A 21,568-nucleotide genomic window follows, 5' to 3' on the forward strand; every position below is an offset into this window, starting at 1 on the left:
TTATATTTTTAGATTGATTTTGAAAATAAATTTCTCGTCTTAATATTCAAAATTGTTTACAATTTTAGAGATTAATCTTGTTTTTTTGAGCAATTATAACGTATGATGAGATTAAAATTTTAGCTCAGAGAAAATAGGGTGAACAAAGAATATATATGTCCATTAACGATAATATTTTGATAAAGATTCGTGAAATGAAAGACAGCCTAACTCCTGTAGAGAAGTTGGTAGCCGAGTACATTTTGGAGAATTTAGAGGAAATCCCGCATCTTTCGATTAAGAATCTTGCCGTGCTGACGAAGACAAGTGACGCATCCGTTCTTCGTTTCTGTAAAACGATGGGGTATAAAGGTTATCGAAACTTTATTGTAAGTATTTCAGCTTCAATTGGATCTATGGATGATGATGAGAAGGACCAGTACACCGATATACAACCAGGGGACGATCTATCCGTCATTATCTCTAATATTTCCCGCAATAATAGTAAATCTATTGAAGACACCCTCAGTGTCATCGATAAAAATGAAATAGCCCGTGCTGTAAAAGTTCTGCGTGAAAGTAACCGTATTGCCTTTTTCGGAATTGGTGCTTCCGGTCTGGTCGGTATCGATGCGGAGCAGAAATTTTCGCGGATCAACAAGATGTGCCATACCTATACGGATGGACACAGCCAGCTTACGGCGGCTACGCTGTTAGACAAAAGTGATGTGGCCATTTTTATTTCGAATTCGGGAAGTACGACGGAAATTCTCGATGCACTAGAAATAGCCAAAAAGAATGGCGCGTGTATTATTGCGATTACCAAATATAATAAAAGCGAGTTAGCAGACAAGGCAACTATCGTCTTGAGCATCTCTACACCAGAGGTCACCATTAGAAGCGGTGCGATGGGATCGCGAATTGCCATGCTGACGGTAATTGATATTCTTTTTGCTGGCGTAGCCAGTGCGGAATACAAGAAAGTGAAGAAATATTTAGCTAAAACGCACGATATTATAGCCAGCAGCAAGCATCGTAAATAAAAGACAAGACAACGCTTTAGCCAGATAAAGCTGTTGTCTTTTTTTTGTTGTCACATAAAATAAAAAATCAAATGTTTATTGTAAAAAGAAATAAAATTTCAAAAACTATTGACCATCATGAAATTTTTCGCTAGTATGAAATTAGAAATTGAAACAAACAGGATAGGAGGATGGCTATGGATGAGTATCTGTCGGGGTTGACTACGGAAGAGATTAATGAGAAAACGCTGATTATGGATGAATGTACAACGGAACAAATGCTGCGTTTAATGAATGAGCTGGATGCTGGGGTTCCCGCTGCAGTGGGAGCAGAAATACCGCAAATTATGAAAGCGGTTGATATTTTGCATCATGTTCTGAAAAACGGTGGCAGAATGTTCTACGTAGGAGCTGGATCTTCTGGCAGACTCGGTGTACTCGACGCTTCTGAATGTCCTCCTACTTTTGGAATTGACCCCATGCTGGTGCAAGGTCATATCGCCGGTGGCGATGGGGCACTAAGGACTGCAGTTGAAGGATTTGAAGACAATGCGGAGGAGGGGATCGCACTCATTGAACGGTGCGGTGTGACTGACAAGGATGCTGTTATTGGAATTACGGCCAGTGGAAGCGCACAATTCGTCATTGCCAGTTTGCAAAAAGCAAAGGACATTGGTGCAGCAACGATCGGCGTAGTGAATAACAAAAATTCAAAATTAGAGCCTGTCTGTGATGTATGTATTGCGCCAGTAGTTGGGCCGGAAGCGATTATGGGATCTACCCGATTGAAAGCGGGGACAGCACAGAAGCTGGTTCTTAACATGCTGACGACCTGTACGATGGTGAAGCTAGGAAAGACGTATAACAACCTCATGGTAGACATGAAGGCAAGCAATATCAAATTGTATGATCGTTCTGTTCGCATCATTAGGGCAGCAACAGGGGTAGATGAGGAGTGCGCTATTGCCCATTTAGAAAGCGCTTCCATGAATTGCAAATTAGCAATTATGATGATAAAAACCGGTCTGAGTGCAGCAGAGGCAGAACAAGCCTTGCATCAATGCGACGGCCGCTTGAAAACAGCCATACTTACTTTTAGTAAAGTTGTGTGAAATATTAAAAAAGGAGAGACTTTGAGCTACGCTCAAAGATCCCAAAGCGGAGAGACTTTGAGCTACGCTCAAAGATCCCTATATTAGGAGGTCTATTTTCATGAAAAGAAGAATGCCTGTATTAGCATCCGTTGTAGCTTTAACTATGGCTTTAACAGCTTGTGGTGGCGGCAATTCCGGTACGAAAGCAACAACAACACCAGCAGGAACAACTGCTCCAGCGGCTTCTGCCGGCGCCTCAACAGCTAAAGACACAATCACAGCTTTGCTGCCGCCGGTTTCACCGAACTACCAGAAAACTTTCGAACAAATGTCGAAAGACTTCACAGCATTGTATCCAAACCTGACTTTGAAAATCGAACCGGCAAGCTGGGAAGATATGAAACAGAAATTGGATACGCAAGTGAATGCAGGCAGCCCGCCGGATATTGCGTTCGGAGGCTCTGACGGCATCCCTAAATATCTGCAGCAAGGTTTGCTCATGGACATCACGGATGCAGCAACTCCTGAGATGATTAGCGATTATGATAAAGCTCCGCTTGAATACATGAAGAACGGCAAAGGACTTTACGGCTTCCCGGCGTATATGGAAGTTCACGCTCTAGGCGGGAACAAAGCGTTCTTGGAAAAGGCCGGCATCGATTGGAAAAAAGTACAAACGAGCGGTTGGACATACGATGAATTCCGCCAAGCGGTTAAAAAAGGCATCGTAACGGAAAACGGCAAAACGCGCTACGGTTTCGTGTTCGCTGTTAAAGGTGTTGCTGCCGTTGACTACTTGGGTATCATGGCGAAAAATGCAGGAATGCCGCACGCGTTTAATAAAGATTTGAAATATGCGTACACAAGCAAAAACTACCTAGGATTGCTCAAAGATCTTCGTCAGCTGATTGATGACGGCTCCATGCCGAAAGAGCTTAGCTCTGTAGACGCTGGCAAGCGTTGGAACATGTTCCTAACAGGCCAAACCATGATCACAGGTAAAGGTCTTGCTGTGTTTGAGAATTCCGCTAAAACAAATAACGCAAAGCTTAAAGCAAGTGACGCTAGTGCTGTAAAAGACAGCATCCCGGTTGATTATGTGGTATTGCCGGCTCCGACTTTCCAAGGTGCAAAACCATCATTCGCTACTGTCGTTGACGGTTACATGACATTCCGCGGTAAAAAGGAGCCTACGGCTGAGCACAAAGCGAATGTCGTTAAAGCGGCTTACTTCTTAGCTAGCGGTAAAAATGCTGCTGCAACAAACAGTGATCTGTTCTCTGCACATATTACGCAAAGTGGAAAAAAAGCGGCTGAAAGCATGAAAATTGACAGAAGCCCTGAGAACATCGCTGCTGTTGACTACATGCTGAAAAATGCCACACCGGCTCGTTCGGATATCCCGACAGAACTGGGTGCTAAAGCGATCAAATTGGAAACAGAAGTTATCGTGCCTAAGTTCCAAGGTCTAATTGCAGGTGAAATTACTCCTGAAGCGATGTATGAAGCTGTGAAAACTGCTGCGATTGCTGCATTTGGCGCAGACGGCGTTGTGAAAGATTAATCATAAGATGTAAACCTCGGATAGTCGTGATGCAGGTTGCGCGGCTATCCGAACTATTTTAATCCGGGTTTTCTGAAACGGGGTTTGGGGGTTAGACAGTATGGCAACGAATATCGCTAAACCGATGAAAAGAAAAGGAATTAAAGGAGAAGGTGCATGGGGATATGCATTCATCGCCGTCGCTCTGGTTGTTTTTGCGATGTTCACTGCGTATCCGGTCGTAAGCGCGTTTATCATTAGTCTCCAAGAATACAAACCTCTTGGTTCCACTTATGTTGGATTCGACAATTATGTCTCTACGGTGAAAGACGGTTTGTTTTGGCAAGCCATGCGCAATACCGTTGTCTATACGATTTTGACAGTGCCTGTTAACTTGTTCTTGTCCATGGTGATCGCTATTTTGATTCTGCCGCTTAGGAAAAAAACGCAGGGCTTTTTCAAAGGTGTATATTATTTGCCTGTAGTTGCTTCAGGTGTTGCTTTATCCGTCGTATGGCTTTGGATCTTCGATCCAATGGAAGGCGGAATTTTGAATCAGTTGATTCATTTCTTTGGCTTTACCAATCAGAACTGGCTCGGCTCAAGCAAAACGGCCATGTTCTCTTTGGTTCTGATGTCCTGGTTGTCCAGTCATGGCACAAGTATTATCATCTATCTGGCCGGTCTACTTGGCATTGATGATACGTATTACGAGGCAGCGGAAATGGACGGAGCGAACTTTTTTCAAAAGCTGTGGCACATCGTTGTTCCTTCTTTGAAGCCAGCGACGCTATTCCTGTTGGTGACGGGTGTTATTGGTTCATTCCAAGTGTTCCAAAACGCGTACCTCATGACCGGTGGCGGTCCGAACAATGCGACTACGATGGTTGGTCTACTGATTTTCAATAATGCCTTTACTTATTTTGAATTCGGTAAAGCCGCAGCGCAATCGTTGATTTTAGCTGTTATTATCGCGGGAATTTCGGTTATCCAGTTCAAATACGCAGGAAAAGACGTCGAGTATTAATAGCGGAGAGGCTTTGAGCTCCGCTCAAAGATCCCTAAGCGGAGAGACTTTGAGCTACGCTCAAAGATCCCTATATTAGGAGGATAATAAATGGCTTTATACAGCAATCATGCAGGAAAACCTAGCGTAAAAACCTTTCGTAATTCAATCATTTTTATACTCCTTCTACTTTTTGCTTTGGCGACGATATTTCCGATCTATTTCATGGTCATTTCATCCTTTGCTGATCCGGTTGAGGCCGGAGCGGTAAGCTACTCCATTTTACCAAGCAAGTTTACATTCGCTTCCTTCAAATATTTCTTTGATTATAGCGAGTATTCGTATCGTTGGATTTTGAACTCGCTAATCGTGGCGACTACCGTGATGGTGTCCAATGTTATTTTTGCCAGCATGGCCGGATATGCATTTTCTAAACTTCGTTTTAAAGGGAGAGGCGTGCTGTTTGCGGTGCTGCTTGTCTCCATGATGATTCCTTACCAAGTTACGCAAGTTCCTTTGTATATTCTGGTTGTTAATGTGTTTGAGCTGCAAAATACGTACAGCGCGTTAATTATGCCGGGTATCGTTACGGTATATAATATTTTTCTGGCTAAACAGTTTATGAGCAGCATCCCGAACGAGATTATGGAAAGCGCCAAGATCGAAGGGTGCAGCCAGTTCACGATCTATTGGAGAATCATTCTGCCTTTGTCCAAAACCGTGCTTGCCGTCATGGCAATTCTAACGTTTATGGATAGCTGGAACACATTCTTCTGGCCTCTGCTTGTTACCAATACGATGGATATGCAGACGATTCAAGTCGGACTCAAAAACTTCCGTTTCGCCAATACGACGTTTATCGCGCCGATGATGGCGGGGGCTACGATCTCTGCACTGCCGATGTTTATTCTTTTTTTCAGCTTGCAAAAGTACTTCTTAGAAGGTGTAACGGTAGGTGCGGTGAAGGGCTAATACAAGCCGTGCTTGAGGGAGGTATCACATCAGCATGATTGTGTCTTGGGATAATCAGTATAAGCATGCGGTTATTTCTTTATGGAATAAAGAAGCCGTGAAAGAAAGCTATAAGGAGCTAACCGAACAAAGCTTTGAGTGTATTTTCACGGCGAACCCTTATTTTGATAGTCAAAATACGTTTATTTTATTGGAACAAAATGAGGTTAAAGGCTTTGCCTGCGGCTGTACAGGTGATGATCTGCCGCTTGGAGAAGTGGCTGGGTACATCACTTGCATCGTTCTAGCTGAAGACTTCAAAACCGATAAGAACTATCAAGGTATGTTAGACGCTTTGGAGCGTCGCTTTCAACAGCAGGGAAAAAAGCAAGGCGATGTTTTATTTTTTAACCCGATGTTATTGCCATGGTATATACCGGGGACTCCGAAGCATGAGCATAACAATGCGCCGGGCGTGCCGATAGAAAGTAAATTGTATGCGTTTTTGCTGCGAGCAGGGTATGTGGAGCGTGCCAAAGAATGCGCCATGTATTTGAAGCTCGATGGTTTCACCATCCCGGAAGATATCAGAGCCAAGGAAGATAAAGCAGCTGCTGAAGGTTACACGGTGGAATTATTTGACCGGGAAAAGCATGATGGCGTGGATGAAATGCTGAATGGCTTTAATAATCTTTTTTGGCAAAAGGAAATCGGGCAATGCACGGCAGACGGTGTGCCGGTCGTCATTGCTGCATATAAAGGCAAGGTCATCGGATTTGCTGGTCCGGTCATTCGTCAGGACAACGGCAGGGGCTATTTCGCCGGAATCGGCGTTCTCCCTGAGCACGAGGGGCACGGTCTGGGCAGCATCCTGTTCTTCAAGCTGTGTGAAGCTTTTCGTTCGATCGGGACCGGCTACATGTCGCTCTATACGGGCAGTACGAACCCGGCTATCCGCATCTACGAGAAGGCAGGCTTCACAACCGTCAAACAATTTTCTGTTATGCGAAGGGAGTTTGTGTGAATGAGCGAGGAAAAATTATCGATATTAGCCATCGGTGGCCATGTTGGTGATGCCGAATTAACGGCAGGGGGCGTATTGGCAAGTCACTTTTTGAAAGGTGACCGTATTGCGACTCTGGCGCTGACAGCAGGTGAACGCGGCGTTCCGGCAGGACAAGATATGGCCGAATATCGTGTGCAGAAAGTGAATGAGGCGAAAACTTTTGCCGAGATGCTGGGCGGGGAAGCGTTCGTATTCGACGATATTCCTGACGGCGAGCTGCAAGATAACCAAGAAATGCGTTTTCGCGTATGCGATGTCATTCGTCAAGTTCGTCCGAACGTCATTATTACGCATTGGAAGAACAGCATGCACAAGGATCATATGACAACACACCGCATCGTCAATGACGCTCGCTTTTTTGCCGCGTTGCCGACATTTGAGCGGGAGCTTCCTGCCCATTTTGCGCAGAGATTGTATTATGCCGAGAACTGGGAAGATGCCGTTGACTATCGTCCGTATGTGTATGTCGACTACGACCAGGAAGCCTTTGATCTATGGGTGAAGGCGGTCTCCACGCACTGGTTCGTAACCGGCAGTAAGTCCTTCCAGTACCTGGAATACTATAAGCATCTGATGCGTGTCCGCGGAATTGAAGCCAGAAAGCAATATGCACAAACCTTCATGATTCCAGAAGAAAATATGCGTGTTCTCAAAACTGAATTATAAAAAATAAAACCAACCTCTACACGCGGCTGTTCATTCATCAATGGCCTCGTTAGGGGTTTTCTCAACTTTGGCTTTGGGTAAAGTGACAAAATGTGGGAGGCAGCTATGATCAGAAACGGTATTGATTGCATTGGGCAGTACAATCAACTATTCAAAGGGAAACGATTGGGACTCATTACGGCCCCTACCGGCTTAAACAATGATTTCGTATCCACCATTCAAATTCTGCATGAGAATTTCAATCTGACAGCCCTGTTTTCACCGGAACACGGTGTGCGTGGAGATCAAGCTGCAGGCGCCTTGGTAGAAACATATCTGGACCCTATCACACAGGTGCCGGTGTATAGTTTGTACCGTAAAGATTCTAAGCGCCTAAGCCAGGAAATGCTGGAAGAGGTAGATATGGTCGTCTATGATATTCAGGACGTGGGCACACGGTACTACACTTTTATTTACACAATGCTGTATGCTCTGGAAGACTGTGCGAAAGCAGGCAAGCCATTTGTCATTTTGGACCGGATCAACCCACTGGATGGGGTGACGGTAGAAGGAAACATTTTAAAGCAGGACTATCAATCGTTTGTTGGCAATTATCCGCTTTGTGTGCGTTACGGCCTGACTGCCGGTGAGGTGGCCACCATGGCTAACGATCAGATGAACTGGCATTGTGATCTGCATGTGATACGCGCTGAAGGCTGGGAGCGGAAGATGCAGTTCGCTGATACCGGTCGACACTGGGTGATGCCCTCTTTGGGGATTCCCCGGTTTGACACGGCATTGCTGTATCCCGGCACTTGTATATTTGAAGGCACCAACATGTCTGAAGGAAGAGGAACCACAGTTCCTTTTGAAATTGTAGGAGCTCCGTTCATCGACGGCGAGCAGCTGGCGGATGAGATGAACCGTAAGAAACTGCCTGGGGTCGTTTTCCGACCGGTCTATTTTAAACCGACCTTTTCCAAATTTCAGGGTGAGTCATGCAGCGGCGTTCAGCTTCATGTATTGGATACTCGAGCCATTCGGCCTTTGGAGACAGCTATTACACTGATGTATACCGTTAAGCGTAACTATGAACAATTTGCTTTCCTTCCGCCTCTTAAAGAGGGGTCTAGGCCTTTTATTGATTTGTTGTGTGGGGATAAGATCTACCGTGAAGACTCATTAGATGTTTCGGTATTGTTGGAGCAATTTCGGGACGAAAGCCGGGAATTCGAACAGATGAAACAGCAGTATCATCTATATTGAGGCGTTTTAGTGCGTCTAAATGTACGGTGAAATTAAAGTATTAGACTTCCGCTTCAATGAACGTCAACATGCAATCCGTCTCTCTCATGCCCCTTTTGCAAATGTCTCGAACTCTTTTAATTTCTTCCTCATATACTAGATTAGTAAAGTAGGAGGGAGATGAGAGAGATGAGTCGTTTAACCGTAGTTTCGCTTCGCAAAGTCGCTAACCGGACGCTGCCAATTTATCAAAAGATTGCAGGTGACGCGGTCTATGCGACACGCTTGACGCAAGCGATCCGGAGCAACAATCTCAACGCGCTTGGCCAACTGCTGCGGCAAGCTACATTTGGTTTCAACGATTTCGGAACGAACGGCTTTGGGTTCAACATCGGTTTTGCAGCTCCGCTGCCAGCGAATCAAGTGGAGAATGCCATTACCAAGAGAGGCACGGTGAAGCCGACGACGGTCAGCTTACGAAGTATTGCGAGACGGCTGTTGCGCCTGTTGCGCAGGATTGCCGCCGATAAAGCATTTGCAACCCAACTCGTGCTGGCTGCACGGAAAAGCAACAATCTTAGGCTCCGCGCGCTAGTAGCGCCGCTGCTGCCGTCGGGCAGCTTAGTAGCGGCACGTGGCGATTCGACTGGCATCGTGTTGGAGATCAAAGCCTCGACCGGCGCTGTTTTTGTTACTCAATTCTTTGTTCTATAGAATGTAAATAACTCAGCCGTGAAAAAATAACAGAAGGAGCATGTTCCTGAATGAAATCAGAACATGCTTCTTTGTATCAGGTTGCGTCAAGCTATTCGCCCTTTTTCTATATATTATCCTTGCATCCTTAAGTCAAAATATGTCCACCCTCAACGTGAAGAACCGTTCCGGTCACGAAACCATTTTGGATCAAGTACAGTACACTTTGTGCGACATCTTCTGCTTTGCCAACTCGCTTCACAGGGAGTTTGTTCGCCACCGTTGTATAAAACTGATTGCGCGATTCTTCTGGCATTTTACTGCGCGAAGGCGTATCAATAATACCAGGTGAAACGATGTTTACTCGAATAGGAGCAAGCTCCAAAGCCAAGGTTTGACCTAGATTCGCAACTGCTGCATTAACAGCGCCAAGTGTAGCAGAACCAACCATCGATTTGTAGGCAACGACGCCAGAGAATAAGGTGATTGATCCGTTCGCTGAAATTTTCGGTGCGCCGTATTTAGCGGCATAGTATTGGCCCCAAAATTTGTTTTCGAACAACTGCCGGGCTTGGGCAGTATCCGTTTGAAGGAATGATCCGCCAGATGTTTCCGCTGCGCTTACCACAAGATGATCGAACTGGCCGACTGTTTCAAAGAAAGATTGCATTTGCTCTTCTTGAGTTGTGTCCAGCGTGTAAACCGCAGCTCGAGATCCCAACTCCTCTTTTGCCTTCTGCAACTTACCCTCGGAACGACTGGCAATGATTACTTCCGCTCCAAGCGTTATTGCTTGTTTAGCTGTTTCCAATCCAATCCCGGAGCTTCCGCCGATAATCACTACTTTTTGATTCTGTAACATATTTATTCCTCCTAATTTTGTATTTGTTAAAAATTCAATACCTCTTTTAGATGTACATCCAGTTCGGATACAAATTGATCAACATTCGGATTTTTGACGACATCATAACAAGCGAAGCTTTTTAATGGTTGCATGCCAAGAAATTCCTGTACACGATGTAAATGACTTACTGCTTCTTCTAAGCTATTCCCTTTGAAAAACTGAGCTGGATCGTTAAATGCTTCTTTAGGTGCATTCCAAGTCGTCGAAAACATATATTTTTTGCCGGTTAATAATCCGCCTCTCCCATATAGATCGTTGCCCTTGAAAAATAATCCGTAAGCATAGACTTCGTCCATATAGGTTTTAAATAACCCTGGGACACTGAACCAGTAGATGGGTGTTTGGTAAATGATAATGTCAGCCCATAGAAATTTTTGTTGTTCTTCTTCGATGGAATATCCGTTTTGAATTATTGTTGTTTGGATATTGTTCTTTTCTTTTAAGAGACTCACTATGCTCTGCATCAATGTTTGATTCAATTTTCCCGATGAAGAACCATATTTTTGGTGACCATTAATAATAAGTATGTTTTTCATCTTCACGCTTCTCCTCCATAAGATCTCTATTTGCTTCACATCACTATTATAAATAAAGTAAATTCATTTTGGGAAGTAGTGATTTTAAATTCATATAATTTCCGAAAAGTTACTATTGTGATATAATGGGATAAATCAATCGTTTTTTTATGGAGGATATTCGTATGAGCGTTGTTGAACCTATCGAATTAACCAAAGGAACACCAGGCGTACCATGCCCCATTGCCAAAACACTTGACGTGATTGGGACGAAATGGACCTTTTTAATTATTCGGGACCTTCTTATCGAAGGTACGCTGCGATTCAGCGACCTGCTGAAATCAATGGATGGCATTAGTCCAAAAACGCTCTCGCTCCGTCTTAAGGTGCTAGAGGAACATGGCGTAGTGGAAAGGAAAGTGTTTCCCGAAGTCCCCCCTCGCGTAGAATATACGTTAACGGAAAAAGGAAAGAATTTGGAACGCATTTTTGTTGAATTAAAGAGGTTTGGATTAAATTTGTAAAAGATTCAACAGGTTTGTGTTTGGTTATGGGTAATGTGGTAACCCATGTTGTATTTCCTACAACAATACGCGCGCCTAAAGGCTATATTGCAACTTGAAGTTGCAGTTCGTATAATAATTTGAGCCCATTTGCATCAAAAATTTGTAAGACATTCGGAAAATTGGATCATTTAGATGTGATGTAGGTGAATATTGCCCTTTTTTAGTAGGAAAGACGAACGATTCTCTTGATTAATTCTGAAATCCTATGTATTATTAAGATAGATTTTCATGCATATGGGTTGATAATTGATCTTGAAGGTGATTCCATGCCACAACTAGATTCTAATGAATACAAGAAGAAGCTGTGTCACCTCTATAACGAAATCTCCAAAGAGTTGTTCGGGTTTGGCACAACACTGCTGAAGGTTTCCATTGATCAGAACATTATTACTTTTCATGCTAAGCATCGCCGCTCACCACGTTCAACTGCATTAGAGGGCGAGGCGCCAACGCTCAAACACGAAGTCGATTTTTATATGTCCTCCATATACAAGAAGAGAATCCGGGAGAAGCTAGAGCAAGAACTTGGCTTATCCATGGATGCCGTATTAAGGGACTATGATCCGCCGACGCAATGGGCAATCACGAACATTATTCTTAAACAAACCGAATAGTCTAGTCGACGGTGTTCTCTTTTGATTTATCTTAAGAGGAAACCACATGTATACCAATAGATGTCACTTTGCATTGTTTACAATGAAGAGTGCTCTTGTTAGAAGCTTCTTTCTATCAAGGGTACTTTTCTTTTTTTTGTATAGCTGGATTTTGGGTGAAAGCGCATAGATCTGGGGTCTTGAAGAATACTAGTAAAAATTTGACAGGGGATTCACGCATTACAATCATACATGAAAAACTTGGGAGGACGATGAATGATGAAACAAAAAATGGTTCGTGGTTTAATTTCTTTATCTGTAGTAGGACTAGCCTTAACAGGTTGCGGCACAGCGCCTGCGAAGGACCAGGGCAATACAAGTGGAGCTACAACAGCGCCCACAGCAGCAGCCACAGCGGCATCCAAAGGGGAACCTACAACGTTAGTCATTTCCACCTGGGGGTTTTCCGATGATTTCTTCAAGAAAGAAGTGTACGCGCCGTTTGAGAAAGCGCATAACGCTAAGATTGTTCTGGAAATAGGCAATAACGCAGAACGTTTGAACAAAGTGAAACAAGGCAGTTCGAGTGTGGATCTCATTTATTTATCTGACTATTACGCACAACAAGGAATTGAAGCGGGACTTTTCGATAAAATCGATCGCAGCCGCATTCCGAATTTGAAAGACATCTATGATTTGGCTAAGGCGCCGCTGGGTGAAGATTACGGTCCTGCGTACACCGTAGGTCGACTGGGAATTGCCTACAATCCGAAAGCAACCACCAAAGAGATCAAGTCATGGAGCGATCTCTGGAGTCCAGAGCTTTCCAAGAAGCTGACACTTCCTAACATCACGTCAACAACAGGTCCAATGGTCTTGGATGCAGCATCTGTGGTCGCTGGTAACACGACCTTTAATGAGGATCAAGCTTTCGCAAAGGTTAAGGAAGTAAATAAAGGCGTCGTTAAATACTACGGCCAAACGTCCGAATTCGTTAACATGTTCTCTCAAGGGGAAATTGCAGCTGGACCTATCATGGAAATGTATGTGAAGGATTTGAAAGCGGCTGTGCCAGAAACGAAGTTCGTCTCCCCGCAAGAAGGAGCTTATGCCGTTATGAACACGGTGAACGTGATTAAAGGAAGTAAAAATAAGCAGTTGGCGGAAGATTTCATCAACTGGCATTTGAGCAAGGAAGTACAAGAGAAATCAGCCAAAGCGAAAGTAGATTCACCTGTAAACACGACACTTCAGCTTTCGCCTGAAGAAGCTACGGGGATTACTTATGGAGCAGATGTTGTGAGTAAACTTCGCAAATTGGACATGAAATTCGTCAATCAGAATCTCAAAGCATGGATTGCCCGTTGGAATAAGGAAGTTACTCAATAAATAAAACCAATCAAGGGTATATGCGAATATACCCTTGATTGCTTCACTAGGACTTTAAAGGGGGCTTAGTCATGAAAAAGAAGGTCATCCTAGATGTAGACACGGGTGTGGATGATGCGTTAGGTATTCTGTTAGCCGTCCGCAGTGGAGAGATGGATGTGCTAGGAATTACAACCGTGAATGGCAATGTTTCTCTGGACCAAGCAACCAAGAATACATGTAAAATCGTCCAATTGCTTGGAATGGAAGAGAAGATTCCAGTCGTTAAAGGGGCAGACAAACCTTTGATGCGAGCTACACACTTTGAGCATCATGTTCACGGCAATGATGGGCTTGGCGGCGCTTTAAGCGATATGCCGGTTCATATGAAGCCAACGGCTGGACATGCTTCCGATTTTATCGTGGAACAAGTGCGGAAGCACGTGGGAGAAGTAACTTTGGTTATGACTGCGCCGCTAACGAATCTGGCTTTGGCGGTTATGAAGCATCCTGATCTGATACATCAGGTCAAAGAAGTGATTGTGATGGGGGGCGTAGTTCAAGGCTTCGGTAATGTAACGCCCACGGCAGAGTACAATATGTATGTCGATCCGGAAGCCGCAAAGATCGTTTTCCAAGCAGGTTTTCCATCCTTAACCCTTGTTGGGTTGGATGTGACGCGTAAAGCGCTGCTGACCGATGAACATATCCGCGAGCTCGGTGATTCTCCAATAGCTCGTTATGTTCAGGAAAGCACCGCGAATTATATGAAGCGTTACTATGAACGTAATGGGGTTCGGGCCTGTGCGCTTCACGATCCACTTGCTGTCGGTGTGGCTTTGAATAAACAGCTGGTCACAACACGCCATTATTACGTTGATGTTGAAACTCGCAGTGAGCTGTGCGACGGACAAACCGTATGCGATTTCCAAAACCGCTTGTCCAAAGAGGCGAATGTTCATGTATGTACGGAAGTATCGGCTGACGAATTCCTTCAGCTTTTTATAAAAGCACTGCGTGCCTAGCGAACCCAGGAACAGGAGTAAAGCTACATGAAAAAAAAGTTCTTATTTTTATTATTGCTACCGGGACTACTGTTCCTGACGATTTTCATGGTGGTACCGATTCTACTCACGATAGGTTCAACCTTTTTCGATAAAGGGGCATTTACACTTGGAGGGTACTTAAATTTCTTTAAAGACCCTTATTTTCTCAAAATCGTCTGGACGACGCTGCGTGTCAGCTTGGTAACTACCCTATGTTGCATTTTGCTTGGATTCCCTGTAGCTTACTTTATCTCCAAACAGAGTCCGAGACAAAAGGCGATCTTACTTGCATTGGCTATTTTCCCGCTGCTTACGAGCTCGGTTGTCAGGTCTTTCAGTTGGATGATTATTTTAGGTAAAAAAGGGCTGCTCAATAATGCCCTGATGGCCATTGGTCTCATCCAAGAGCCTCTTGATATTTTGTACACGCCTGCCGCGATGATGATTGGTCTTCTCCATTTGTTTCTTCCGCTCATCATTATTACGTTGGTCGGTGTTCTTGAGAATATAGATCCGGATCTGATCAAAGCGGCGGAGAGCTTGGGAGCTAACCGATTTACGGCTTTCGTCAAGGTCATCGTGCCGCTTAGTGTACCCGGATTAATTATAGGCAGTATCCTTGTTTTTGTCGGAAGCCTGACAGCTTACACGACACCGGCTTTGCTCGGAGGCAAGCAGCGGGTCATTTCCACATTCCTCTATCAGAATGCGATTACACTGAACGATTGGTATCTCGCCTCCGTCATTGCCGTGATTATGATCGTGATCACCTTTGTGGTTATTGCGCTTATGAACAAACTGGCTACTAAATTAAATCCGAAGGGGTAGAAGTATGCGGGAGAAGAATCGAGGACTGGCCTTATTTACGCTTCTTGTCTATATGTTCTTGCTCGGGCCGCTCGTCATTATTGCATTTGCTTCATTTGAGCCGGGGAGTGTATTGAAATTCCCACCGACAGGATTTTCATTGAAATGGTACCGCAACATTTTGGAAGTCAAGATGTTCATGACGACCGCGGGTACCTCGGTTATCGTATCGATGATCGGTAATTTGTTTGCCCTACTGCTTGGTATCCCAGCAGCTTATGCGTTAAGCCGGTTTGAGTTTAAGGGAAAAGGAGCGCTTAACGCGATTTTTATTTCCCCTGTACTTATTCCGGGTATCGTGCTTGGGTTTACGATGCTCAAGTATCTTATCGTCACCTATCACCTGCCGATCTATGCAGCATTGCTGATTGGACATACCGTGATTATGCTTCCTTTTATTATCCGCGTTATTGCATCAAGCTTATCGAATTTCGATTTTGCGATTGAGGAAGCCGCGTTAAGTCTTGGCGCCGGTCAGCTTAAAACCTTTTTCAAAGTCGTCCTACCGAACATCAAGTCCGGTATTATCGCGGCCATTCTTATTGCATTTTTAGAATCATTCAATAATGTCGACATCTCGGTCTTTATGACGGGTCCCGGGGTCAGTACACTGCCAATTCAGATGCTGACGTATGTGGAGAATCATTTTGACCCTACTATTGCCGCTATTTCTGTTTTACTCATGCTCTTCACTGCCGTACTTATGTTCATCATTGAACGGTTAATGGGTTTATCCTATTTCACCAAACGATAACGGAGGCTTTCATCCATGGCATTGCTATCACTGGAAAATATTTCGGTTGCCTATGACCAGCAATATATTCTGCAGGACTTCAACCTCAGTGTTGAAAAAGGAAGTCTGATCTCACTGCTCGGTCCAAGTGGATGCGGGAAAACGACGACTTTGCGGCTAATTGCGGGATTTATCGAGGCAAGGGCGGGCAAATTTTCACTAAACGGAAAAGATTATACGCACGTCCCCGTCAACAAACGGAACTTCGGATTCGTGTTTCAAAGCTATGCTTTGTTTCCGCACTTATCCATTTATGATAATGTCGCTTTCGGTCTGCGTCTTCGGAAAGTAAGCGGGGCAGAGATCGATCGGCGGGTCCGGAACATTCTGGATATCGTAAGCTTGTCCGGCTTCGAAAAGCGGTTTCCGAAGGAGCTATCTGGCGGCCAAAGACAGCGGGTTGCTATTGCCAGAGCGCTTGTGATCGAGCCGGAACTGCTGCTATTTGACGAACCGCTAAGCAATTTGGACGCTAATTTGCGTATTAACATGCGGGTGGAGATCCGCCGCATCCAGCAGGAGCTTGGTATTACTACGGTCTATGTATCGCATGATCAGGAAGAGTGCTTCTCCATCTCCGATCAAGTTGCGATTATGAATAAAGGCATCATTGAACAGCTTGGTGCACCAGCGGCGATATTTAAATATCCAAAAACGGAGTTTGTGGCTCGGTTTATTGGATTTACGAATTTTATTACCTTCGATTCAAGGTTCGATGGAAATGAAGAGATTGCGTTGAAGGTGAAAGACTATATGTTCGCCGTTACGAAGCATGCCAGTAAAGGAGAACAGGTGGGCAAGCAAGGCGCTATTCGTCCGGATGATGTTGTGATTGGCATGCCTGATGAAATTGAGGCAGGAACGAATCGTTTGACAGGTCGTGTCAAAGTCAGTACTTTCCTTGGAAGAAGCTATCAATACGTTGTCGAGACGGAGCTGGGGAATTTCACAGTGAATAAAGAAATGGAACTTCCTTACCAGAATGGTCAAGAGGTCCGGCTTCTTTTTCCTAGCGAGAAATTAGTTCTAGTGGAGTAATGTACCTGGAGGCGAAGGCAGATGCGTGTAGATTTACTGATTGAAAATGTCCGAATTTATAATAGTTATTTTAAAACATTCATCCAAGGCAATGCGGCGATCTTGGATGGAAGGTTTCTATATATCGGAGGACGGGCTGCCGATAGCTTCGAAGCGGCTGAGCACTTGGACGGACAAGGACGTTATATGATTCCCGGCCTTATTGATATCCATTTGCATATCGAAAGCACGATGGTCACGCCGGAGACGTTCTCTTACGGACTCATTCGTAACGGTGTTACAACCATCGTTCCAGAACCTCATGAGATCGCCAACGTCTTCGGACTTGACGGGGTGAAGGAATTCATTAAAGCTAGCAAGCATTGTGTTGCTGACATGTTTTATGCCATCCCGAGCTCGGTTCCTGCCACTTCAATGGAAACGACCGGAGGCGCGATTGAAATCGAGGATTTGGACGAGCTGCTTCGTACAGAACGCATCATTTGTTTAGGCGAAATCATGAACTACGTAGATGTGATAACAGATCCTGATTGCAAAACGAACCACATCTTAAATCATATCCGCACTCATTATCCTCACCTCATTATTGAAGGACACGTGCCGAAATTATTGGATCTGGACTTGCATCGAATGATCTATAGCGGTGTAGATTCCGATCACACGCATCAATCGATCGAGGGGATGGAAGCTCGGATCGCTGCAGGGATGTTTATTGAAATTCAAGAAAAATCGATGACGCCTGAAGTGATGGCGTATTTGATGGAGCATGAGGTATCTGAGCACTTTTGCTTTGTTACCGATGATGTGATGGCTGATTCCTTTGAGCGTCGAGGGCACTTGAATCACCTTGTTCGCAAAGCGATAGGCATGGGCATGAAGCCTGAGCAGGCGATTTATGCCAGTACGCTTTCGCCAGCCAAAAGAATGCGGATGTATGATCGCGGCGTAATTGCGCCCGGTAAAATTGGTGATTTTCAACTGATCTCCGATCTGGAGCAGCTGACAATCGATCAAGTATACAAGCATGGCCGCAAGGTCTATGATGCTCGCGAGCCATACAAGCCAACTGTCCATGCACCAGCCTTTCCAGCACACTACTATCAAAGCGTTCATATGTCGCCTTTAACAGAAGCGGACTTCACCGTGAACACAGAAGCAGCGGATGGCCGGTATGCCTGCCGAACCATGATGGTGAAGGATGGCTCCACGTTTACAGAAGAGCATCAGGTCGATGTAGATGTTCGTCAAGGAAAGCTTAACTGGTCGGAGAGCGGCTATGGACTCATTGCTACGTTTGAACGCTACGGGAAAAACGGGAATCGCGCTTATGGTTTAATCGGCGGGGATACGATCAAGCGTGGAGCCATAGCAACGACGTATTCTCACGATAACCATAACATGCTTGTTGTGGGGCATAATCCAGTCGATATGATGATCGCTGCTAATGAGGTCATCAAGAATCAAGGGGGCTTCAGCGTAGTTGAGAATGGCGAGGTGATCGCTAATCTTGAGCTGCCTGTCGGCGGTATTTTAACGGAAGTCCCTTTGGAGCAAGTCGCCAAGGAAGTTGAGCAGCTGCGCAAGGCCATGGAATCGTTAGGCTACTGCCATTATAACCCGATTATGTCCATCAGCACGCATTCTTTACCCGTTAGTCCTGCGTTGAAAATAACGGATTACGGTTTAATTGATGTAAATGAAGGGAAAGTTGTGCCTTTAATCATACACAGCTGAGCTTTCGCCGATTCAAGGTGGAGGCTAATGGAACTCATGGAATAAGGGGCTGATCTAAAAAGTAGATAAATCTACTTGAGGAAAGCCTCTTTTTTTTGAGGTAAACCTGCATAATGGCAGGCTTTTCCATTTTTCAAACGGTTTTAGAAAAAATATCTGCACTTTCGCAGTAATTGTGGGCTGTTTTTATAATACTTTAGAACTATATATTGTGTTGTTATTTATAGTCCATTATAATCAAATGAGATAAATACAAATACATATAAGAATACCGTTAAAGGCAAACCCGCAGAAATCCGGGGACGCAAAACTAAAGGGGCTATAGGGCAATGCGCCACGCCAGCCAGTTGCTGTAAAAGAAAACCACATCTCTCTTAAGTTGATGTGGTTTTTTTGAACGGAGATCATAGGCAGCTATTCAACCTAAAGACTATTGCACAAAGAAATTCATCATTGGAGGTTGATGTTGCCATGTCGCTTCGCCGGAAAATCATCATCTACGTAGGGTTAACCACGCTTTGCATGCTTTCACTTCTATACGTGATTTCAGAGAGGGCTCTTCTGCGCAATTATGAGCAGATGGAGCTTGAAAGTTTGCGTGAAAACATGAAACAAAACCTTCTTTCTTATTTTGATGAGTATACAAATTTAGGTGCAATTGCGATTAATTATGCTGGTTGGGATGATACATACAACTTTATCGATAGGCCGACGATTCCTGCTAATAACGATCCTTATCTCACAGTCAATTATACCGATTCCTTGTTTATGTCAAGTCGTCTTAATATAACGCTTCTGATGAACAACGGAAAGCAAGTTTACTTCGGTAAAGCCTATGATTATGGCAATAACAGCCCACTCGGCTATCCAAGTACATTCATACATACCTTACAGACTGAATATGCTTCCTTCCTTGAACAGTCGGACGCTTCTTCCCGGAAGATGGGGTTATTGCTTGTTGATAAGCAACCGGTAATCGCAACTTCATACCCAATTCTAACGAGCAACAATGAAGGACCCATTCACGGAACCTTGGTTTTTGCGCGTTTCTTAGACTCGAATTACATTCAGTATATTTCTGAAAAAACGGACTTGCCTTTAAGTATATCTATTGTGGATCCATCTTTTACACCTCCTCTTCAAGCTACAACCATAATGGGTCCCAAAAACCGCGCGCTGCCGTTTTGGACCGAGTCTGATAAATCGACGATCACAAGCTTTTCGCTGCTAACAGACGTCAATAATAAACCCGCCGTTCTCTTGAAATTCGTGAAACCGAGAGAATTATATAAGGAAGCTCAAAGAAGTATCTTATTTTACTTGTTCTATTTTGGGCTTTCCGGACTGGTATTCTTTATCATTATTAGCTGCGTCCTTCAGCGGACGATATTTGCTAGATTGAACCGCACGATCTTTGGGATGAATGTGATCAAAACCAAACAAGATTTTTCGATTCGCATTCAGGAATCCGGCAAAGATGAGATTACCCAGCTCGAGAATTCGTTTAACCACATGATGATGTCGCTGGAGCAATCGCAGAACGAAATTCATTATCAAGCAAATCATGATAATTTGACCGGTCTCAACAATCGAAGAGCTTTTTTCGAGTATCTGGAGAAAATCATTTCACAAAACCATCAGCTTCCATTCCGCTTTGCCATAATCTTCATCGACTTGGATCGCTTTAAGCTGATCAACGATACGATGGGACATCATAGGGGAGACTTGCTGCTGATCGAGATTGCCGAGAGATTACGGCTTTGTATGAAGGAGGGCGAATTCCTTTGCCGCTTGGGGGGCGATGAGTTTTGCATCGTTTCCCATGACGTTCATGATTCCAAGCCAATTGAACACCTGGCAAAGGTCATCAAAGAGACGATTAATGTGCCTTACGATCTAGATGGCTATCGTGCCACGATTTCAGCCAGTATCGGAATTAGTCTGTATCCTGATCATGGAAAGGATTCGGAAAGCTTGTTGCATCATTCTGATATGGCTATGCTGGATGTCAAAGAATCCGGAAAAAATAATTACCGTTTGTATTCGGAATCGATTGAAGCGATTCGGACCAGAAGAATGCTTTTAGAGCAATACTTGAAGTGTGCGATTGACAACGACGAGCTTACGCTTCATTACCAACCAAAATTGGATTTGGCACGAAATAAAATGGTTGGGGTGGAAGCACTGCTTAGGTGGACGAACAGACAACTTGGACATGTATCTCCTTATGAATTTATTCCCATTGCTGAGTATTCCGGAATCATTAATGAGATAGGTGAATGGGTCATGCGATCAGCATGCAGGCAATTCAACGCATGGCGAAAGCAATCAGCGGACATGCCTCTTATCGTTGCTATTAATATTTCAGGCGCCCAACTGCTGCGGCCAAACTTTGTTGAACGAATTCGCGGGGTATTCGCAGAAGAAGAGGTTGATCCCTGCCATTTCGAGCTGGAAGTGACGGAAAGCTTTGCGATCGAAAACTTTGAAGAAGTGATCAACATATTGATCGAATTACGTAATCTAGGTTTTATGATTTCCATTGACGATTTTGGAGCAGGCTACTCTTCAATGAAATATGTATGTCAGCTTCCCATACAATGTATGAAAATTGATAAAACGTTGATCGATCAACTGGCAGATAACATTAGAAGCCAAGTTGTTGTATCGTCGTTGATCGAAATGGCTCATCGGCTGCAGCTATCCGTAGTGGCGGAGGGAGTTGAGCTGCCGGAGCAGCTTCGTATTCTCCAAACATACCGGTGCGATCAGATTCAAGGATTTCTCATCAGTAAACCGGTGCCGGCTAGCAGGATTATTGAGATGTTGAATGGCTCTGATTTGCTTCAGGTACCCGAAACAAAATTACATTAGATCAATTGAATAAGCTGAGTCAGGGA

Annotated in this window: 20 protein-coding genes and 1 riboswitch; of the genes, 18 read left to right on the forward strand and 2 right to left on the reverse strand. The window is 44.3% G+C overall.

Annotated features, from left to right (window positions below):
• Window positions 1–155: 155 nt before the first annotated feature.
• The 9 genes from NYR53_RS12095 (at window position 156) to NYR53_RS12135 (ending at window position 9,265) form a co-directional block, all read left to right on the forward strand.
• The gene (locus tag NYR53_RS12095; protein WP_261305396.1) at window positions 156–1,022 is read left to right on the forward strand and encodes a MurR/RpiR family transcriptional regulator; all 867 of its coding nucleotides are present in this window, start codon (window positions 156–158) and stop codon (window positions 1,020–1,022) included.
• Between the two features lie 176 nt (window positions 1,023–1,198).
• On the forward strand, window positions 1,199–2,113 hold the full coding sequence (gene murQ, locus NYR53_RS12100) for an N-acetylmuramic acid 6-phosphate etherase (protein ID WP_261305397.1): 915 nt from the start codon (window positions 1,199–1,201) through the stop codon (window positions 2,111–2,113).
• Between the two features lie 100 nt (window positions 2,114–2,213).
• On the forward strand, window positions 2,214–3,659 hold the full coding sequence (locus tag NYR53_RS12105) for an ABC transporter substrate-binding protein (RefSeq protein WP_261305398.1): 1,446 nt from the start codon (window positions 2,214–2,216) through the stop codon (window positions 3,657–3,659).
• 100 nt (window positions 3,660–3,759) lie between these two features.
• Complete coding sequence (locus NYR53_RS12110) at window positions 3,760–4,665, forward strand: carbohydrate ABC transporter permease (RefSeq protein ID WP_261305399.1); 906 nt, start codon at window positions 3,760–3,762, stop codon at window positions 4,663–4,665.
• Window positions 4,666–4,755: 90 nt separating this feature from the next.
• The gene (locus tag NYR53_RS12115; RefSeq protein WP_261305400.1) at window positions 4,756–5,616 is read left to right on the forward strand and encodes a carbohydrate ABC transporter permease; all 861 of its coding nucleotides are present in this window, start codon (window positions 4,756–4,758) and stop codon (window positions 5,614–5,616) included.
• 34 nt (window positions 5,617–5,650) lie between these two features.
• Window positions 5,651–6,619, forward strand: coding sequence for a GNAT family N-acetyltransferase (locus NYR53_RS12120; protein ID WP_261305401.1), 969 nt, complete (start codon window positions 5,651–5,653; stop codon window positions 6,617–6,619).
• Window positions 6,620–7,327 (forward strand): PIG-L deacetylase family protein, encoded by a 708-nt coding sequence (locus tag NYR53_RS12125; RefSeq protein ID WP_261305402.1) that lies wholly within the window; start codon window positions 6,620–6,622, stop codon window positions 7,325–7,327.
• 105 nt (window positions 7,328–7,432) lie between these two features.
• Complete coding sequence (locus tag NYR53_RS12130; protein ID WP_261305403.1) at window positions 7,433–8,572, forward strand: exo-beta-N-acetylmuramidase NamZ family protein; 1,140 nt, start codon at window positions 7,433–7,435, stop codon at window positions 8,570–8,572.
• A gap of 168 nt (window positions 8,573–8,740) precedes the next feature.
• A complete protein-coding gene (locus NYR53_RS12135; RefSeq protein ID WP_261305404.1) occupies window positions 8,741–9,265 on the forward strand; it encodes a hypothetical protein in 525 nt (174 codons plus the stop codon).
• 127 nt (window positions 9,266–9,392) lie between these two features.
• On the opposite strand, the gene NYR53_RS12140 is transcribed toward NYR53_RS12135, so the two are convergent.
• Both NYR53_RS12140 and NYR53_RS12145 read right to left on the reverse strand, forming a co-directional pair.
• Window positions 9,393–10,145: an SDR family oxidoreductase gene (locus NYR53_RS12140; protein ID WP_261306343.1), complete on the reverse strand. Its 753-nt coding sequence runs from the start codon at window positions 10,143–10,145 to the stop codon at window positions 9,393–9,395.
• Entirely contained in the window at window positions 10,133–10,684 is a 552-nt protein-coding gene (locus tag NYR53_RS12145; RefSeq protein WP_261305405.1) for an NAD(P)H-dependent oxidoreductase, read from the reverse strand. The genes NYR53_RS12140 and NYR53_RS12145 overlap by 13 nt, the downstream gene beginning before the upstream one ends.
• A 164-nt stretch (window positions 10,685–10,848) precedes the next feature.
• On the opposite strand from NYR53_RS12145, the gene NYR53_RS12150 reads away from it, so the two are divergent.
• The 9 genes from NYR53_RS12150 (at window position 10,849) to NYR53_RS12190 (ending at window position 21,542) form a co-directional block, all read left to right on the forward strand.
• Complete coding sequence (locus NYR53_RS12150) at window positions 10,849–11,187, forward strand: winged helix-turn-helix transcriptional regulator (RefSeq protein WP_261305406.1); 339 nt, start codon at window positions 10,849–10,851, stop codon at window positions 11,185–11,187.
• Window positions 11,188–11,495: 308 nt separating this feature from the next.
• Window positions 11,496–11,843, forward strand: a complete 348-nt coding sequence (locus tag NYR53_RS12155) for a DUF2294 domain-containing protein (protein ID WP_261305407.1) — start codon at window positions 11,496–11,498, stop codon at window positions 11,841–11,843.
• A 255-nt stretch (window positions 11,844–12,098) separates the two neighbouring features.
• A complete protein-coding gene (locus tag NYR53_RS12160; RefSeq protein WP_261305408.1) occupies window positions 12,099–13,211 on the forward strand; it encodes an ABC transporter substrate-binding protein in 1,113 nt (370 codons plus the stop codon).
• A gap of 71 nt (window positions 13,212–13,282) precedes the next feature.
• Window positions 13,283–14,215, forward strand: a complete 933-nt coding sequence (locus tag NYR53_RS12165; RefSeq protein WP_261305409.1) for a nucleoside hydrolase — start codon at window positions 13,283–13,285, stop codon at window positions 14,213–14,215.
• Window positions 14,216–14,242: 27 nt separating this feature from the next.
• Window positions 14,243–15,064 carry an ABC transporter permease gene (locus NYR53_RS12170; protein ID WP_261305410.1) on the forward strand — a complete coding sequence of 274 codons (822 nt, stop codon included), beginning with the start codon at window positions 14,243–14,245 and terminating at the stop codon, window positions 15,062–15,064.
• A gap of 4 nt (window positions 15,065–15,068) precedes the next feature.
• Window positions 15,069–15,857: an ABC transporter permease gene (locus NYR53_RS12175; RefSeq protein ID WP_056839164.1), complete on the forward strand. Its 789-nt coding sequence runs from the start codon at window positions 15,069–15,071 to the stop codon at window positions 15,855–15,857.
• 15 nt (window positions 15,858–15,872) lie between these two features.
• The gene (locus NYR53_RS12180; protein ID WP_261305411.1) at window positions 15,873–16,934 is read left to right on the forward strand and encodes an ABC transporter ATP-binding protein; all 1,062 of its coding nucleotides are present in this window, start codon (window positions 15,873–15,875) and stop codon (window positions 16,932–16,934) included.
• 21 nt (window positions 16,935–16,955) lie between these two features.
• Entirely contained in the window at window positions 16,956–18,668 is a 1,713-nt protein-coding gene (locus NYR53_RS12185; RefSeq protein WP_261305412.1) for an adenine deaminase, read from the forward strand.
• Between the two features lie 269 nt (window positions 18,669–18,937).
• Window positions 18,938–19,023: riboswitch (cyclic di-GMP riboswitch) on the forward strand.
• Window positions 19,024–19,121: 98 nt separating this feature from the next.
• Window positions 19,122–21,542, forward strand: coding sequence for a sensor domain-containing diguanylate cyclase (locus NYR53_RS12190; RefSeq protein WP_261305413.1), 2,421 nt, complete (start codon window positions 19,122–19,124; stop codon window positions 21,540–21,542).
• The last annotated feature ends 26 nt before the right edge of the window (window positions 21,543–21,568 follow it).

The sequence above is a fragment of the Paenibacillus andongensis genome, from assembly GCF_025369935.1.
GTDB classification, from domain to species: domain Bacteria; phylum Bacillota; class Bacilli; order Paenibacillales; family NBRC-103111; genus Paenibacillus_E; species Paenibacillus_E andongensis.